A 17,233-nucleotide genomic window follows, 5' to 3' on the forward strand; every position below is an offset into this window, starting at 1 on the left:
CCTAGCCCTTTGACCCGATAACCCGTTTGTAAATATTCTGGTGTTCATTAACCATCTGTCGCATCCCGAACCGTTCCTTCGCCACTCTACCTGCTTGGTCACCTATTGATCGACGCAATTCCTCACTCTCTGACAGTTTTGTAAGGAAGTTCGCCAGTTCTGCTACATCTCCACAGGGATAAAGGTAACCAGTTTCGCCATGTTCGACAGCTTCTGGATTACCGCCCACATTACTGCAAACTACCGGCAGCCCGGCTTGCATATACTCTATAATAGAATTTGAGAATCCCTCGGATTCGGAACACAACAAAGCTACATCAAGCGCCTCCAGACAGGATGTGACATCAGATCGCCGCCCAAGAAAGTGAACACGTTTGTTCACGCCAAGCTCTGTCGCAAGATTTCTCAGTCCGCTGGAGTCTCCATCGCCGATAATCAGTAGATGGGCACTGTCAGAGCAATGGTACTCACCACCAAAGGCTACAATTGCATCCTGAATACGCTTGATCGGCCGGATATTGGCGACCAAACCGACGAATACAGCCCCAGGAAACTGACGCCTTAAATTGACCAGATCAGACGGTATTGCTTCAGACTCTGGACCTCTTTCGTAACCATTGTAAACAACGTAAATCCGCCCAGGAGATAATAGCTCGTTCTGTGCGGTAACTGCCTTAACTGCGCGGCTATTCGTGATAACCGCAGAAACAAATCTGCCGGTAACGATTAAGGCAGCTTTCCAGGCCGGTGTGTACCAGTAGCCCATGTCGCGGCGGGAAATGATGGTTTTGATGCCCTGGCAACGAAACACTGGCGGGCAGATGATCGAAGGGTCGTTAAAGAAAACATGAGCCAGTCGGCCCCCTTTCGCCCGAAACCGACGCGCAAACTTCCAGAGCGCAAGCCACATGGAGGGGGAGGATAAGCGGCTGTGGCCCAACACCTCATACTCACAGGGAAAGCCCTGCTCGCAAAGATAGTCGGAGTTACTAAAGACTAGCAGATAAGGGGTAAAACGGGTTCTATCGAGCCCTTTCACAAGCTGGAAGAGCTGACCTTCGGTTCCCGCATTGGGGTTCCGGAAATGGTCAATCACAAAGAGAATTGGCTCCATGTCCGCGCTGCGTCCCTGTACCTGCATGAAATTTGCGCTTCCAATGGTAAATATCAGGCCTTTTCGCGACCAAGAATAACGCCAAAAGCCCGTATAGGGTCCATAACTCCGGCTAGGAGCAAATGACCGAGCGATTTTAGTTTACCTGACTCCCGCCAATAGGTCTGCCCCAACCGGAAATGCAGTACTGCCTTTCGTTTCCTCAGTGTGCTTTTTTTGTAGGGGTAGCGTTTAGTTGCCCTGCGGAGGATCTCCATGCCGGTTTTCCAGCGTCGCTCGAGACCCTTGGCACTAATGGAGTCGCCATGTTTCCGGTAATAGAAGGCGAGCTTTGGCAGGTAGGCAACCTTTGTTGCCTCCATTATCCGAAGGGCCATGTCGTGATCCTGCCCGGCACGAAACGATTCTTCAAAGTCACCAACCTGATCCAGAATAGATTTACGAATCAGTGCGCCGCCCGGTAGAGCCATATAGCAATCCAACAACAATCGATTAGGATCACCCGATTCCTCATGGTCATCAGCCGGGACCTTGAAGAGAAAATTACCTCCAGCATCTACTGCGTACCCCTGACCATAAACCATACCAACTTCATGATTTTTCGCCAAAAACTCCAATTGAAATGAAATTTTCCCTTCAGCAAAAAGATCATCACTGTCTAGCACAGCAATAAATTGGCCTCTGGTTTCACGAATTGCCAAATTCAAAGAAGCGGACTGCCCGCGGTTTTCATGTCCAGGGTGCGTATACAGACGAATTGAGCCCTCTTTCGCCATTTCTTCCAGTTGTTCGTAGCTCCCATCGGTTGAGCCGTCGTCGACAACAACTATCTCCAGAGGCTCATGATCCTGCTTTAATACCGAACCAACCGCTTCCCTGATATATGGACTTCTGTTGTATACTGGGATTACTACGGAAACCAGAGGGCGCGACTGCATCAAATTAATACCATCCTCAGCCATACTCCTTTAAAAACCTCACATGAAGTTAAGCGTTACTATTCGACAGTGAGGGAGGTTGATGCCGGAGGGGCCTTGCAGTCTTCGCAAATTTCGTACCCTCTAGGATTAACATTTCCCTGTTTATCAAATACATATACGTAAAGACCAGCCAGCGTCCCCCTGTCCTCAAACTGCCCGAGGAATAGCGAAACTTCAATCGCTCCATCATTCCAGGAAACCGGCCTTTGAACTTCGTACTGCGTAAGCGTATCAAAGTCTGGCGAATCACCAATGATTACTCGTTGGAGCGAGTTATCGAAGTATATATCATCGATTTCTCCCTCTTGCAGTTTGCCAACTTTTCCATTTAGCCCTAACGCTGCAATCGTGGGACTATATCGTCCTGAAGCATCCTTGGCAGGTTCAAAGTTATAACCACCAAAGAACTCCCCGTTAATAGCAAAATCAACCCTACCTTTTGTCGTATCAAGCTCTACTTCTAGGTGATTCCATTCTCCTGCATTGAGTGATTTGGCATCCCAATTAACAACACCCATGCCGGTTTGATGCATTTGAGTCCAAGAAAAACGAATACCCTCTTTGCCATTGGGATCCTCCCATACCCTTAAAAATTTCTGAGAGCCTGGTGTCTCAAAACCGGTGCCACTACCACCCCGAAACTCCGTAGGGAAAATCACTGTTGCGCCGGATTTCTTTCCTTCAATGCGAGAGCCTCCCAGATTCTTTTTGGACACTCCCGGGAACGAAGCATTGATCAAACCATCACTATCAATACCAAGATAAACGCCCTCATAGCCGCCTTCTACGAGCAAGACCTCAGACTCTTGAAAATTGCCATTAAGAGTTTCAGTCGTAAAAGCCCAGTAGGAGGCCGGATCAACCTTTGGCTTATACCACCAGGAAACGTAAAGCTGTCGGTTGTCCACTGGAGTATCACGCCCACCGTATGCATTAGGCCAGCCCAGAAAGTTGTTCTCACCTTCGAAAGAATACTGTGATTTAGATCCGCTATGCCGCTTGGCGCGAGTGTTATCCACACGAACGTTAAAGCTGGATTTTTCCCAGAGGCTTACGTTGGAGTCAGAGGATCTGACCACAGCCTCCAAACCATCTACGTCAGAATATATGCTATTTCTTACTCCGTTTTCATAGGCGACGTCGACGTGGTCCACGAGTAAAGGTGCGGCTTGTGCCTTATTACCAAAGCCATTCCCGAACACCGAGATCCGCTCTGCCGATCCTTGCCCTCCCTCCTGCAAAATCACCGTTGACACCACAGGGTCCGCTTGAACCTGAAAAGCACAGCCCAAAAGGCCACCAATGAAAAGTATGGCCACGTTGCGCTTTTTTGATTTACAAATACTCATGAAATTCTCCAAATTTTGCCGCCTGCTGACATAGTAACAATCCAGCTCACGAATAATGTATCAAAGTTCCCAAAGCGACAAACAACCTACAAAATTTAACACACTACAGTCCGAATACCTTGGGCTGAGGTCAATTGGCACCAATACGAGCCGACCCAACTCGCCCAGATCTCGACATAAAAGGCCGAGTGATCATTTTTGTCTGCAAGATCACCAAAATCAACATCGCCAGTTTTCCAGCATCTGTAACCAATCTCTAAAAGTTACAAACTTACAAGTGACGCCTTTGGCGATGTGTGGCGCATTAGGGCCCTTATTGTTTCGCTCGAGCATTGGTTTATGTTTCGCAATACTCAATTCGGAAACTGACTCTGGGCTAAAGATCGACCTTAACTTAGAATCAGAACTTGACCGTCGGCTTGCTAAGCGTTGTTTCACGTCTAACTGTGTTAACAATAGGCAGCCCACACTGGCCGGCATATCAACGGAGTGAAACGCGATGATTGGCCGAATCCGAAAGAACACGTGGAACTTTATCTATAGATATGCCCGCTACGCAGCGCATATATTCCGGTACTTGCTAGCACTCGCTCACAGCAAAAGACTAAAATCGGTATTTTTCGTGGGCATCACCGGAAGTGCCGGAAAAACCACCGTTAAGGATCTCTCCGCAAGCGTTCTTGGCTCAGTTGGAGAATGTTACAGCACTCCACGATCCCAGAATTACCCAGACGGCATTGCCAAGATTTTTCTCCGGGTGAGCCCTCGCCATAAATACTGCGTTCTTGAAGTGTCAGGCGGCAATCCCGGAGACCTGGACAGGCCGCTTCGTTTGTTTACCCCTAATATAGCCGTCCTCACTCTTGTCGCAAGGGATCACTTCAAGGCGTTCAGGAGCCTGGAGGCCATCGCACAGGAAAAAGGTAAACTGATTTCGGCTTTGCCCACCGACGGAGTTGCGGTACTGAACATCGACGATCCACTCGTTAAGTCCATAGGTGATAGCTGTAACCGGAAGGTTATCTGGGTAGGAAAATCGGAAGGTGCAACTTTGAGACTCCTTTCAGTGAGCTCGGTATGGCCAGAACCACTGACTCTTAAGCTTGAATACGATGGAGACATATACAAGGTAAGAACAGCCTTCCACGGAAAACATCTTGCCTTGTCAGTGCTTTCATCTCTTGGTGTTGGCTTGGCCTCAGGCATTCCATTAACAAACGCGATATCTGCTATCGCTGACGTGAAGCCTGCAGAAGGAAGAATGGAGATTGTTTCAACATCGGGTGGCGTTACCTTTTTACGAGACGACTGGAAAGCACCTCATTGGTCATTTTCGGCGCCTCTCGAATTCATGGCCGAGGCGAAAGCAAAAAGAAAGGTTCTTGTAATTGGTACCCTTTCCGATTACTCCCTATCCGCCTCCAAGCTTTATCCCAAGGTAGCCAAGCAAGCTCTGGAAGTTGGCGACATTGTTATTTTTGTGGGGCCTCACGCTCCGAGAGCAATGAAAGCAAAGCGTACGACTGACGCCCAGAACCTTCACGCTTTTAGCGAGATACGTGACGCTGCCACGTTCCTCAACAACCTTCTCCAGCCCGGGGATCTTGTTCTTCTGAAAGGCTCCAACAAAGCAGATCACCTGGTAAGGCTGATGTACCATACGCAGAAACCTGTTAGTTGCTGGGCCACCCGATGTGGAATCCAGGATTTTTGTGGTGACTGCTCAAGATTGTACAAGCCGATACCGCCCAAAACCGGAAGTGCAGAAGGCGAAAGTACGACACCTGAATCTTATGCAGCCCCGCTCACTGGAAACGATTCTGACCACAAAGTAATCGTGGGATTGGGTAATCCCGGTCCTGAATATGTGAATACACCACACAATGCCGGGCATCGTGTTCTGGATCGGATGGCAGCCGACGCAAAGGCCTCCTGGGTCACCTGTCCAGAAGGCCTGGTGTGCGAACTGAAGATCGGCGGAAGAACTGTAAATTTGTTTAAGCCAGCGTCGAAAATCAATCACAGCGGCCCACCTACTCGGCAGTTTCTTGATCGTACAAACGGAGCCCTGGCCAATTGCCTGGTTGTCCACGATGAAATGGACTTAACGCTGGGGCAGGTGAAGCTCAAGCAGAGCGGCGGCGATGCCGGTCATAAGGGATTGAAGTCAATAATTGGTGCACTTGGCTCCTATGAGGTGAAACGGCTAAGGGTCGGAGTGCGGCGGGCAGACAACCCGGAAACCACCAAGACCTCTGTTCTGCGGTCCTTCTCCAGCACTGATGAGGAGGCTCTGGAGTCGGGTATCGATCAGGCCGTAGGCGTACTACTGCGGGAAATAGAAAACTCAGATACTGCCAACGTCTGACCTTGCATATTCCAACCAAAAAACAAACAATACGTGGCGACCTGACCAGCATCAACAATGATTCTTCATTGTGCGCCTTTTTAATGGATGGCTTAAACCAAAATGGAAGTTCTAGTTGTCTACAAGGAAGACTATCCGTGGGACGTACGGGTAGAGAAACTCGCGCAAACACTCAAGAGCGCCGGGCATAGCGTTACCATAGTTGCACGTAACAGAGATCAGTTGCCCACGATAGACGAGAATAATGGGATTGCCATTCGTCGCCTTCCAATAACTCGCAGATTACCAAGATTTGTTCAGGCAGCCGTGAATCTGCCTTTTTGGTTCAACCCATTCTGGTTGTGGCTTCTCTTACGATCATCCCGGCATATCAGGAAAAATGAAGGCGTAGTAATTGTCCGGGACCTACCTCTTGTGAAAGCGGGCATTTTGGTCGCTAAAACACGAAAATTAAAAGTAGTATTCGACATGGCCGAGTGCTACCCGGAAATGTACGAATCCGCAGCGCAATTTTCCACCAGGTCACTGACAACAAAAGTTCTTAAAAACCCCCAAATTGCTAGAAATTATGAGCGGAAGGTCATAACCAAAGTCGACCACATACTTGTGATGATTCAGGAATCGAAAGACCGACTCATCGCAATGGGGGTGAACACAGACAAAATATCTATAGTCAGCAACACTCCCCCGAAAGATAAGTTTAAGGGAGCGACACATCAGCATCAGGGAACTCAACTAAGAATCGTATATGTAGGTTTTCTGTCAAAGCTCAGAGGCCTCGACTTGCTAATTGAAGGCGCGGCTCATTATATAAAAACCCAGGGGGCAGCCGACGCTATTCGGATCGACATCATTGGCAAAGGAGCACAAAAGGAACGCCTGATTGCACTCAGTAATGAGCTGGGGATTAGCGAAAGTGTTAAAGTCCACGGATGGCTCGACCACGATGAGGTAGAAAAATTAATGGCCTCAGCCAACGTTGGCGCCCTGACCTATCGTGTATGCGGCCATTGGAATCATACTATACCGAATAAAATATTCGACTATATGCTGGCTGGATTACCAGTATTAGCTACAGAGGTTATTCCCATAGCACGAATATTAAATGAAACCTGCAGCGGTGTAGTATGCAAGGACTTAGATCCCACCGATATCTCAGAAAAAATGGTTCTTTTGCGTGACCCAGAACGGAGAACCGTTCTGGGTCAAAATGGGCGCGCTGCTATTGAGTCAAAATACAACTGGGAAAATGACGCCAGAACGTTGAATGCAACTATCGATAATATTTATAAATAGCGATTCCGAAATCCAGTTTGATTATCTTGATTTTAGTTTGTATAAGTAAGTGTAAAATTTCGGATAATTTTTCAAGATACTTTTCAATCTGGGAAGAATTCTGAAATAGTATCGAATCTTGGCGCTAGCTGGCAGGCGATAACCCATACCTTCTTCGACAACCACTATACATGGGCTGCAGACACCGCAAGGTTTACCACTTCGTGTAGGCGAGTGACAGAACCAGCTCTCCTCTATAATTGAAAGGAACCCGTGATCGATACACCATTCCTTCATTTCATTCTTTGAAAAGGTAATCAGAGGAAACTTCAGACTTCTAAAGATAACTGAAAAAGGGTAGTCGTCTCTTGAATGGTTTTTTCGTATAAAAGGATTATTTTGGACAGATATATCGATTGAATCTATATTTTCATACCTGCAATAATCAGCGATCCACTTGTACTGTTCACCAATGTAGTGTTCTTTCATGATATCGATGTAAGCATCTTCAATATCACTATATTTCTCAAAATCCGGAAAATCGACGATGCTTATAGGTAACAGGTTACCCTTCAGACTCGAATTCTCTTTAATCAGCTCACCAATACGGTGCATCGCCGATATCTCCAGACTTGTAGAAGCCCTGCCAGGGTCACAGATATAATGAGGTTTCACGTCATCACCCTGAAAAAGTACTTGGATGACTCTGAAGGTTGAATCCCATCCCCCGGTCCATAAAACATCCACTATTTTACTCATCAACTCATCCTCATAACGAAAGCTCTATACAACCAGGCGACAAGCAAAACCATCAAGTTCCGGTCAGTCGTCTATAGCAGGTTCTCATAAATGACTGAAGTATAATTTTAATCGGATATCGGTAGATATTTCTTATGAAATATTTGTACTTCCGTGGCCTGACCATAGCCAGATTAGCCTTGTACCTGGACCGGTACTCCTCCGGAGACATTCTGATTATGGAGTCAACACACTGATCATCGAAAGACAACAAATTCCTCACTACGGAACTTTGATCCTGATCCGCTTTTCGGGGAAAAAACTTTGAGTCTATATAGACAGGCTTAAAGTCAACGCTTGGAGGGTGACCAGGCGCAATCGTTATTCGTGCAACTGCAGTAGGTTTCGTTTCCGGATGCCAAAGGTCGAACAGAAAATTACCGAGGCTATAGATAATCAACCCTTCCTTATAGTATTCAAAAGGTTGAAGAACATGCGGATGGTGGCCAATAACTACGTCGGCACCGGCATCGACGAGTTTCCTACCGAGTTCGAGTTGCCCAGGTCCTGGGTAGTCGAGATATTCCAAGCCCCAATGGATTGAAACGATTAAAGCCCCGTTTGCGTCCTTCCTGACCTCCTCAACTTCTGAGACTATTGAATCAACAGAATCTCTATAGCTGTAGGGGATACCATCTTTACTCCACTCCTCCGGTCTTATCGAATAGCCGAGGAATACATTTCGTTTACCTGACTTTTCGAGCACGAAAGGAATGGTTTTCCCCGTTTTCTGATCATCAACGCCGATTGACTCGATGCCTGCGCTTCTCAGACCAGCAAGGGTGTCATCGAAAGCATCTTGTCCATGCTGTAGCGCATGATTATTCGCGACGGTTAGTACGTTAAATCCTGCTTCTTTGAGAGTCGTTAGCGATGCTGGGTCCCCACGCATTTCAAAGGAGGACAGCTTTCCTGGCTTCAAGCCTACATTCGAAGCTACAGTTTCGAGATTACCGATTACAACATCACTGTCTGACCAGTATTCCTTTACTTCAGAAACGAGATCGACTCCATGAGCAGCCATCACGGCCCTCATTCCATGGCCGACACAAACCGGGTGGTCCCCTAAAGAGATATCGCCCACGGCTGCAATAGTAAGTGCTGTTCTATCACTCATGATCCAGTTCCATTGCTTGTACAAAGTAACCTTTCTTATCAGAGGGCTCCGTATCTATCCGTTCACCGGCGGGGATGATACTAACCCTCTCTCCTACCACGGGGTACAGATGCTCTGAAATGAACTCGCACAAGTCCTGCCGGCCTTTCCCGGGGATCGTCGAGGTCTCCAGGACAAAACGGCCATATTGATATTGGTAAACGGAAAACTCGAAAACTTCGCCCGACATTGATTGATACCGATCCACCGCTCGAGCAAACTCCAGTGCATGGAATTTCTCATTCCTGGACAGGTAAGCAAAACGATTTATAGAACGGCCTTCCAGGTGATGGATAACGTCAGTGGCACCTAACAAGGTGCAGCCTGACTTTTCAAGGCTTGCATGATCACCCAATTCGTAACGTATCAGGCTTTGAGATGTTCTGGAAACGTCCGTCACCAGGCATCCCTTGCTTTCAGAGTTCTCAATTAATACCCAGGGGTTTACGAGATGACGATGGCCTTCTGTGCACTCGAACGCGATTACGTCAAACTCGGTTGATCCATACTCTTCCGCTACCGGAGCCTTAAACGCCCGCGATATATAAGCCTTTTGAGCCGGGAGAATCGACTCTGCGGTACACACCACGCATTTCGGTGGATTAAACTCTATGTCCATGCTCGTGAGAATCTGCGCGGCTTCGAGCAACAGGGATGCATAACCGTATAGATAATCCGGTTTCCATTCCAACAGCTCGGCCACCTCCCTCGTGGCGTCCACGCCCACGGGATGGAAAACTCGCCTGTTCATTACAAAGTTCTTGAGCCAGGATTTCACACCGGATTCAGGCCTGCCCCATAGTCTGGCCTCTCGCTGACCAAGCTTTAAACCATAGTGACGAAAGCAATAATCACGAACGCCCAACATTCGGGCGAGTTCTTTCTTATCAAGGGTGATTTCAGTTGGCTCTCCGGTTGTACCTGCTGTATGGCGGCCGAACCGGGATTTTTCCTTCGCCCCCTGCCCCTCTCTAGATTGATCACGAAGTTTTTTCTTGGACAATGAGGGAGATGAGCTCAGAACATCCATCCTGTTCACTACGGCACCTTCGGAATTACATGGACGATTATGCGCCAACAATCGACCTAGTTTTTCCTCTCTAGCCCCTTCGCTTAAACTCCATAAATTCTCCACTTCCTTCCTGTAACGTGCGATGGGCAAGCCCATCGCGAGAAACAAACATCGGGTAAGGAGAAATCTGGCAGGCCTGAGAATCATGGTTTCGCAAGAACCCCGTTATAAAACTCCAGGTATTTTTTCGCCATTGCCTCCGACGAATAGTGTTTGCGTACCACCTCATAGCCCCAGTCTGTTTTCCGGGAGGAAAGCTCTTCGTCCTTCACGGATTTCTCAATAGCTCTGGTAATTGTCGCTGGCTCGACGTCACTCAGAAGTTCACCGCCTTCGCCGTCACCTAGAATTTTGGGTATTTCGCCGACGACGGAGGCGACCACCGGAGTTTTCAACGACATCGCCTCAAGAAGGGTAATTGGTAGCCCTTCGGTGAGGGAGGGCATAACAAGCGCACTCGCATGTCGCAGCAGCACGGGTACCTTGCTACAGTATCCAGGCATAAGCACATCGTCCTTAATACCCAGCTCCTCAATCAATGCCTCGAATTTCTGGCGGAGTTTACCCTCACCAACAATCACCAGTCCCGACTTTGGAAATTCTTTTCTGAACTCGGAAAAGGCTGAGAGCAACCTGTCGAACCCTTTCTCTCTGGAAAGCCTGCCGACACCAAGAATCACAACTTCATGATTGTCGTAAAATGATTTAAAAGGCTCGTCCAGTGAACTCATGGACATTGTCTGAAGCTCTGAGATATCCAAGCCATTGGGTATAACGACGGAGTGCCCGCTTGAAAGCTTTCCTGGCAACTCTTTCTTCATCGCCTCCCCCACGAGAACAACACCTCTCATGCGGCGAATGGCAAACCGGTCCAGCGACTCGTATAACCACATTTTCGAATAGCGGGGGGCATGGACGTATCCATGCAGGGTGACGACCATCGGAATATGCCTGAGGCTTTCTGGATACCCCCCCAGGAGGACATTAAACTTGAATCCATGGGAGTGAAGAAGGTTGTAGTTATTCTTCTGCGCCCATTTCAGGATTTTCCATGACTCTTTCAGATTAAGGCCGGGGGACATCCGCCAGGGAGTTAGGGGCAGCCCTTTTCTCCTTGCTTCAGCCTCAATAGGTTTTACATCGATACCCAGCTCTCCGGCGCTGAGTATCATCGGTTCGAGTCCCTGGTTCACCTGTTCCTGAACCAGACTGAGCAACATCTTCTCGGCACCGTAAAGGCCACCACTGTCAATAAGGTGCAGTACCTTCATTCCCATTGATGGCCTATCCCTTCCTTGGATTCCAGATAACCTTCTTCTCACCCTTCAGGAACGCTGCCGTCGCCTTGTAAGAGGCAATGTTCAACAACATGAAGTAGTAGGGGATTGAGTAAATTACGGGCAGCGGCTTTCCCTCCCCTTCCCTCTTGTGGCCGGTCCAGGCCAAGGCAGTGAAGGTGACCAGGCCCAGGAAGGCCAGTGTGTAGATAGCGCCGGTCGAAGCGAGTAGTAATGTGCTCAGGGCAAGGGTTGCCAAGGGAACAAAGGCCGCGTAGCGCAGCAGCTTGTGGGAGATAAGTTGCCAAGCAAAGACCGGGTCTCGCAGGGGGTTCATCAGGTGGCGCATATCTTTCAGCGCCCACAGGGCACGAAGGCTTACTCGTACCCGCATACTGAATTCGCTGCCGCTGTCGTTCAGGGCTTCTTCTTTCAGCAAGGCCAGGGGTTCATAGACTACCCGGTAGCCCTGCTCGACCACTTTCAGCGGCTGTACAAAGTCTGGCAACTGATCGGCGCGTAGGGGCTGGTAAAGCGTCTTTCGCATGGCATCAATGCCACCGTCTACACCCACTACCGCGCCCACCCGGGTTTCCTGCTCGCGCAGCCAGTTTTCGTATTTCATGTAAGCACTGCAGCCGTCTCCCACAAGGGAACCGTCGTCGTTCACATAGACCATCTTGCCGGTAACATAGCCCACATCGGGGTCGGCGAAGTTACTGCACAACCTGCTGACTGCCTGCCTGTCCCACTGGGAGTTCGCGTCTGAGAACAGGACTATATCACCGGTCGTTTCTGGTACCAGGGTGTTCAGGCCGGCGGTTTTTCCCTGCCGCGGCACCTGACGAAACAGGCGGACCGGGAAACGAGACTCGCTTGCAACACGCTCTATGATGTCATCTGTACCATCGTCGGATTCATCCGAGATCACCAGGACCTCCAGTTTGTCCGCCGAATAGTCCAGCGCCAGTTTGTTCCGCAAGGTGGCTTCAATATCCTGAGCTTCATTGTAGGCGGCAATGAGGATGGACACCTTCGGCTGGTGCTCCGTGTTGGCTTTTATGGGACTAGGCCAGAGCAAGGCCACTGCCTTTACCATCAGCGGGTAACCAAAATAGATGTAGAAAAGCAGTAACAGGGAAAGCCAGAACAGTGGGACTAGCATGGCGATGTGAATTCCATTTTGTCTTGCCCGGCTATTCCCGGCGGTTCTTTTTCAAGCAGCTTGAGGTTTCTCAGCACATCACCCATGGCTGTAAACTGGAAATGGCCCAGCAACTGATCAAGCCGCTGTTCGCACACGTCCAGATTATTATAGTGCCGGAAGCGAGAGAACCACTTTACATCCAGTCTTGGCTGGCCCGGATCAACTTCCCAAGGGTGGAGATAGAATACGAATGGCTGACCCTGCCGGTTGATACTGCCCAGGCCCCAGCGGCTGAACCAGTAGGGAAACAACCGGAAATAGCCGCCGCCGGCTATTGGTAGGGTGTAACCGGGAAACTTCAGGGTGCTCAGGGGGAATTCCGCGAGTTCATGGCCGTTATCGGTTGTGAGCCGATGGGGCCAACGCGGTGTACCCGGCATGCCGTAACGGTCGTGGTGCACCGGAAATATGGACGAGTCCCAGACGAACCCTTCTTCTGCAAGTATATCCAGCGCCCAGCGTGATTGATTGGTGATGGAATAACTTGCGGCACGGTATCCGGTAATGGGTTCACCGGTAATGTCTTCAAGAATCTTTTTTGAACGCCTGGTTTCCTCGCGAAATACCTCGGGCGTCTGGTTATAAATCAGCTGATGGCTGTAGCCGTGGCTGGCCACTTCGTGCCCGGCCTGCTGAATATTTCTAACCAACCCAGGTGATTTTTCCGCTACCCAGCCGAGGGTAAAGAACGTTGCCCGGGTGTTGTGTCGCTCCAGCAACTCCAGTAAGCGGTGGGTATTGGCCTCAACCCGGTATTCCATGGAATGCCAGTCTTCACGATCGACTGCTTCGGCAAGGGCTGCCACCTGGAAGTAGTCTTCCACATCAATGGTGAGTGCGTTGGCGATCCGGATAGAGCCGTTATCATTCGTCATCACTACGTCCCCCTACTCAGAAAAATCGATAGTTAAGGGAAACCGCAATCCAGTTCTCGTTATATTCCCTGGATGCAATGTCGCTGGTCTTTTGACGGTGACCGATGGCGGACCGAACGTCCATTCTGGCACTCAGTTGATAATCAAGACCGGCTGACAATTGAGCCACGTCATCCTCGGTGCCTTCGTCATCAAACCGCTGGTGTTGGTAAGCTGCGCTGGTGAACCAGGAGAGCAACTCTGTTACTGGTCTTGAAAAACGCAGGTTAACACCGCTTCGCTCCTCGCGATTACCCGTCCGGACATAATCACTGCGACTGACAGATAGCTCGGTGCTGAGGGCAGACCCATCGCTGAATCGGGTGTTATACCCTGCCCTTGCAGCCGTGACTTCCACCGCTGACGATTCGGTCAGGTTGAAATTGAAGTCCTCAAATCGAAGGTCCAGAGTGGACGTCTGATCCGTTAGCTTGCGATTGGCGCTCAGGGAAAGTTCGCTGCTGGGATTGATTTGACGCACCAGGCTAAACGTACCGGTAATGCCATCGGTGGAGACCTCCTGACTACCCAGTCGAGTTTCAAGGCGATTTTTGCCGATGGAGCCGCTTACCTGAGTGGTTGCCCATACCTTGCTGAAGGTCACAACGGCGGATTCGCGGTCCAGTTCCCCGCCAGTATCGAGCTCTGTGCGTTGAGCACTCGCAGACAAGCCACCTTGTAGTGTGTCACTAAAGCTATGGTTGTAGGCAACAGTGCCGGAAACGCGATCGCTGTCTGGCTCCTCGTGTTCTTCGAACTCGGTTTGTTCGTAGGTTGCAGAGAACTGCAGCTCGTCGACCTGTGTTAATTCCAGGGTGTACACCGGGCCGGTGCTGAACACGTTTCTGCGGGTCAGGTTGTCCTGAGTATCTGATCTGCGGGTGTCCCGTGTAACATGACTAACGGTGTTGGAAGCCTGCCACACCAACCCTCTCGCCAGTTCGCACTGCCCCTGCAGGGTGCCGTTGGTATACACTTCGGAATCATAGGCGTCGTCATGCCAGTAGCTATAACCCAGCCCCATGTCCACTGAGGATGTGCATTGTCCCGGATCGCTCAGGTGCTGAAGGTTCAAGTTCACCCGGGTTTCCAAGTCGCTCTGTTCGTTTGCCGAGGCACGACGTGCATTGTCCGAAAAGCGGTTATCGATACCACCCGAAAGGCTGTTGGTAGCACCCATAGCAGGCCCTGCTGCCATCATACAGCCAACGCCGATGGAGATAACCCATCGGATCTTCCCTGATCCGTGCACTTCAGCCATTGATTACAGCTCCCACAAACTTTTCAGGGTTAAAGGCCTGTGCTGCATTCTCGATTGCGGTCGCGGTGATCCGGCCGTGGGGCACCACAAGCATGGAATAATCACAAAGCTCCCCCAGAATGCGGGCATCCGGCGAATCGCTGATAGGCGAAGTATCCAGCACTATGAAGCGGTCTGGATAGCGCCGACGAATGGCCTGCAGGAACTGCTTCATACGGAATGAGGTAAAGAATTCCCCTGGCGTTTCGCGTTGACTGCCCGCAGGAATAAGTCGCAGGCGCGGAATGCCTGTGGGATAGATAATCCGACCGATGTCGTAGTCTGAGTCTTCCAGGAAGTCCGTCAGGCCGGTTTCGGCGGCCAGATCAAGCTGGGAATGCAGCGTGGGATAGCGCAAATTACAGTCAATTATCAATGCGGTTTTCGACTGGTCGAACGCAAACGCAGCAGCCAGGTTGAGCGCCATAAACGACGTTCCTGCGCCTTCACACGCGCCGCTGACCACCATGGTAAAGTTGTTACCGCCTGACACCTCCAGCAGTTTGGTGCGCAGGTGGCGAAACCGGTTTACCAGCGCCCGGTTCTGGGATTCCGGATAGATAATGCGCCGCTCGTCCATGTCGTCGCGGGTGAGCCGGCGGGGCTCCTGCATCTTGACGATCTGCTTGCTGATCACATACCGATCAACAGCGCCGGGCCCCAACTCCAGCGAGCTAGGCACCAACATACGAGAGTCTTCCCATTGGGAGAAGCCGCTCTTGCGATCGCCATCAGAAGCCCTGCCCTGTTTCTCCAGATCGCCGGTCCGCTCTCTTCCATTTACGTCGATCGCATCTGAGGTTTTATCATCAGGGCGGATATCCGCTTCCATTTCTTTCCTTTCCCTGTCCTGTTTTTGCTCTGTCATCAAATGACCCCCATCAGCGCTGCACCGACAACACCGCCATAGGCAGCGACAACCAGCACAGCGCATACAGAGACTGAAATGGTTAACCAACGATCTGTGCGTTTCTCATAGGGTGTTCTAACCTGGGGAATTTCAGCCAACACGGGCAAACCAATACCATCTTCAAGCTGTTTACGGGCTCTCACTCGAGGGTCAATCTGCAACACGCCAGCTGCCAGACCAAACGGAGCCAAGGCTCCGAGAATCAGGCCCGCGGACGCAAACAGCTGGAACTGTGGGCCGGCCGGCTCCCGTGGATACTGGGCGGTTTCATTTATGCGGAAGTTGAGGCCCTGACCTTCGATGTCCAGATGCATAGACACCCGAGCTTTTTCACGGCGCTTGAGCAAATCGTTGTAAATCTGCTCATTCACTTCCATGTCCCGGGTAAGGTCAGAGTACTGAGCTTTGTTTTCCTGGATGCGCTCCATGCGCTTTTCCTGTTCCGCAATCAGGCTCTGAAGCGAGTTGATACGCGACTCCTGAGTGCGAGTATCTGCACGGGTTTTGGCGACCTCTGAGCTGATGTCCTGGTACAGAGGATTGACCAACTGGTCGCCTTGTGTGGCGACCTGATCCAATGTACCGCTCTGGGCAGCCCTGCTCCGTTGCCTTTTCAGTTCAGCAATCTGTTCTTTCAGGGCAATGATGTCCGGATAGGTATCGTGGTATCGCAATCGTAAGTCATCAAGCTGAATTTCTTTCTCTCTAATTCGACGGGTATAGGCGTCAGCCGTGCGGCCTTGGCTGAGCATTGGCTCCACTTTCTGAAGTTCAGACTCCAGCGATTCAGCCCGCGCCATCAGCTCGGAGCGCTCCAACTGTGCAAGCTCAAGATCCCTCCGCAACTTCGCCATACGGGCATTAGCTTCGCCTTCTGTCCCGTCAACATTCTCCGAAAGAAACTTTTTCAGCTTTTGCTCAACTTCGGCAAGAATGGCTTCGTAATTTTTAACCTGTTTATCGATAAAGTTATAGGCATTACGGCTTTCCTTGCGTTTGCTTGCAGAATTCTCTGAGATGAAAAGCTGCCCAAGGCGTTGCGCAATGCGGAAAGCCTTCATAGGCGACTCGGAGGTGTAGCCAATGCTGAAGTAACTATCACCACGGGGGCGAACATTCATGTTGGAGCGAAGCCTGTCTACTCTTCGTTCCAGAGCCTCGTCGCTGAGCTGCTCCGCGTTCTGACCGAAAATCTCCTCGTCTCTCGCAACTTTCGACATAACGTCTCGGGACCAAAGCATTTCCCTGACCACCGAAGTGCGCTCGCTGATTTCAGTCGTTACGGCACTGCCTTCCATTAGCGGGCGAATAATATTCCGGTCATCCACAAATATCACAACCTGGGAGTGGTATTTGTAAGGCCACACAAACCCTGCCCCCAGCACGGCAAAACTGATAATGGCAAAAAGCAGGAAGGCCAGCCATTTTCGTGACCGGACCTCTCTGATCATTTCTGAAGGGAGCTGACTTAGTGGAAGTGCCATCTGTCTTACCTATTGACCGGTTCCGCGAT

General features: G+C 50.3%; 14 protein-coding genes. 2 read left to right on the forward strand and 12 right to left on the reverse strand.

Annotated elements, in window-relative coordinates:
• Position 1: 1 nt before the first annotated feature.
• The 3 genes from AC0B60_RS08865 to AC0B60_RS08875 are packed head-to-tail and all read right to left on the reverse strand — an operon-like array spanning position 2 to position 3,443.
• Complete coding sequence (locus AC0B60_RS08865) at positions 2–1,141, reverse strand: glycosyltransferase (RefSeq protein ID WP_465085394.1); 1,140 nt, start codon at positions 1,139–1,141, stop codon at positions 2–4.
• Between the two features lie 26 nt (positions 1,142–1,167).
• Positions 1,168–2,076: a glycosyltransferase family 2 protein gene (locus tag AC0B60_RS08870; protein WP_465085395.1), complete on the reverse strand. Its 909-nt coding sequence runs from the start codon at positions 2,074–2,076 to the stop codon at positions 1,168–1,170.
• 35 nt (positions 2,077–2,111) lie between these two features.
• A complete protein-coding gene (locus AC0B60_RS08875; protein WP_465085396.1) occupies positions 2,112–3,443 on the reverse strand; it encodes a hypothetical protein in 1,332 nt (443 codons plus the stop codon).
• A gap of 499 nt (positions 3,444–3,942) precedes the next feature.
• Here AC0B60_RS08875 and pth point away from each other — a divergent pair, with 499 nt between their 5' ends.
• Both pth and AC0B60_RS08885 read left to right on the forward strand, forming a co-directional pair.
• Positions 3,943–5,811, forward strand: a complete 1,869-nt coding sequence (pth, locus tag AC0B60_RS08880; RefSeq protein WP_465085397.1) for an aminoacyl-tRNA hydrolase — start codon at positions 3,943–3,945, stop codon at positions 5,809–5,811.
• 102 nt (positions 5,812–5,913) lie between these two features.
• Positions 5,914–7,107 carry a glycosyltransferase family 4 protein gene (locus tag AC0B60_RS08885; protein ID WP_465085399.1) on the forward strand — a complete coding sequence of 398 codons (1,194 nt, stop codon included), beginning with the start codon at positions 5,914–5,916 and terminating at the stop codon, positions 7,105–7,107.
• A 21-nt stretch (positions 7,108–7,128) separates the two neighbouring features.
• Here AC0B60_RS08885 and AC0B60_RS08890 read toward each other — a convergent pair whose 3' ends face one another.
• The 9 genes from AC0B60_RS08890 to AC0B60_RS08930 all read right to left on the reverse strand — a co-directional run bounded on the left by AC0B60_RS08890 (position 7,129) and on the right by AC0B60_RS08930 (position 17,204).
• The gene (locus tag AC0B60_RS08890) at positions 7,129–7,845 is read right to left on the reverse strand and encodes a hypothetical protein (RefSeq protein ID WP_465085401.1); all 717 of its coding nucleotides are present in this window, start codon (positions 7,843–7,845) and stop codon (positions 7,129–7,131) included.
• A 52-nt stretch (positions 7,846–7,897) separates the two neighbouring features.
• Positions 7,898–9,001, reverse strand: coding sequence for a CapA family protein (locus AC0B60_RS08895; RefSeq protein WP_465085402.1), 1,104 nt, complete (start codon positions 8,999–9,001; stop codon positions 7,898–7,900).
• Positions 8,994–10,070, reverse strand: coding sequence for a CoF synthetase (locus AC0B60_RS08900; RefSeq protein ID WP_465085607.1), 1,077 nt, complete (start codon positions 10,068–10,070; stop codon positions 8,994–8,996). The genes AC0B60_RS08895 and AC0B60_RS08900 overlap by 8 nt, the downstream gene beginning before the upstream one ends.
• A gap of 185 nt (positions 10,071–10,255) precedes the next feature.
• Entirely contained in the window at positions 10,256–11,389 is a 1,134-nt protein-coding gene (locus tag AC0B60_RS08905) for a glycosyltransferase (protein WP_465085403.1), read from the reverse strand.
• 7 nt (positions 11,390–11,396) lie between these two features.
• Complete coding sequence (locus tag AC0B60_RS08910; RefSeq protein WP_465085404.1) at positions 11,397–12,554, reverse strand: glycosyltransferase family 2 protein; 1,158 nt, start codon at positions 12,552–12,554, stop codon at positions 11,397–11,399.
• On the reverse strand, positions 12,548–13,471 hold the full coding sequence (locus AC0B60_RS08915; RefSeq protein ID WP_465085405.1) for an XrtA system polysaccharide deacetylase: 924 nt from the start codon (positions 13,469–13,471) through the stop codon (positions 12,548–12,550). The genes AC0B60_RS08910 and AC0B60_RS08915 overlap by 7 nt, the downstream gene beginning before the upstream one ends.
• A gap of 16 nt (positions 13,472–13,487) precedes the next feature.
• Positions 13,488–14,771, reverse strand: a complete 1,284-nt coding sequence (locus tag AC0B60_RS08920; RefSeq protein WP_465085406.1) for an outer membrane beta-barrel protein — start codon at positions 14,769–14,771, stop codon at positions 13,488–13,490.
• The gene (locus tag AC0B60_RS08925; protein ID WP_465085407.1) at positions 14,764–15,678 is read right to left on the reverse strand and encodes a P-loop NTPase family protein; all 915 of its coding nucleotides are present in this window, start codon (positions 15,676–15,678) and stop codon (positions 14,764–14,766) included. The genes AC0B60_RS08920 and AC0B60_RS08925 overlap by 8 nt, the downstream gene beginning before the upstream one ends.
• Positions 15,678–17,204, reverse strand: coding sequence for an XrtA system polysaccharide chain length determinant (locus AC0B60_RS08930; RefSeq protein ID WP_465085408.1), 1,527 nt, complete (start codon positions 17,202–17,204; stop codon positions 15,678–15,680). Before AC0B60_RS08930 ends, AC0B60_RS08925 begins: the two co-directional genes overlap by 1 nt.
• Positions 17,205–17,233 lie beyond the last annotated feature (29 nt).

The organism is Marinobacter sp. V34 (genome assembly GCF_055524115.1).

Coding starts and splice junctions, on each gene's coding strand:
- AC0B60_RS08910 (WP_465085404.1), bottom strand. CDS start 12,554: ATGCTAGTCCCACTGTTCTGGCTTTCCCTGTTACTGCTTTTCTACATC.
- AC0B60_RS08865 (WP_465085394.1), bottom strand. CDS start 1,141: ATGCAGGTACAGGGACGCAGCGCGGACATGGAGCCAATTCTCTTTGTG.
- AC0B60_RS08875 (WP_465085396.1), bottom strand. CDS start 3,443: ATGAGTATTTGTAAATCAAAAAAGCGCAACGTGGCCATACTTTTCATT.
- AC0B60_RS08925 (WP_465085407.1), bottom strand. CDS start 15,678: ATGACAGAGCAAAAACAGGACAGGGAAAGGAAAGAAATGGAAGCGGAT.
- AC0B60_RS08900 (WP_465085607.1), bottom strand. CDS start 10,070: ATGGATGTTCTGAGCTCATCTCCCTCATTGTCCAAGAAAAAACTTCGT.
- AC0B60_RS08930 (WP_465085408.1), bottom strand. CDS start 17,204: ATGGCACTTCCACTAAGTCAGCTCCCTTCAGAAATGATCAGAGAGGTC.
- AC0B60_RS08885 (WP_465085399.1), top strand. CDS start 5,914: ATGGAAGTTCTAGTTGTCTACAAGGAAGACTATCCGTGGGACGTACGG.
- AC0B60_RS08905 (WP_465085403.1), bottom strand. CDS start 11,389: ATGGGAATGAAGGTACTGCACCTTATTGACAGTGGTGGCCTTTACGGT.
- AC0B60_RS08915 (WP_465085405.1), bottom strand. CDS start 13,471: ATGACGAATGATAACGGCTCTATCCGGATCGCCAACGCACTCACCATT.
- AC0B60_RS08870 (WP_465085395.1), bottom strand. CDS start 2,076: ATGGCTGAGGATGGTATTAATTTGATGCAGTCGCGCCCTCTGGTTTCC.
- AC0B60_RS08895 (WP_465085402.1), bottom strand. CDS start 9,001: ATGAGTGATAGAACAGCACTTACTATTGCAGCCGTGGGCGATATCTCT.
- AC0B60_RS08920 (WP_465085406.1), bottom strand. CDS start 14,771: ATGGCTGAAGTGCACGGATCAGGGAAGATCCGATGGGTTATCTCCATC.
- pth (WP_465085397.1), top strand. CDS start 3,943: ATGATTGGCCGAATCCGAAAGAACACGTGGAACTTTATCTATAGATAT.
- AC0B60_RS08890 (WP_465085401.1), bottom strand. CDS start 7,845: ATGAGTAAAATAGTGGATGTTTTATGGACCGGGGGATGGGATTCAACC.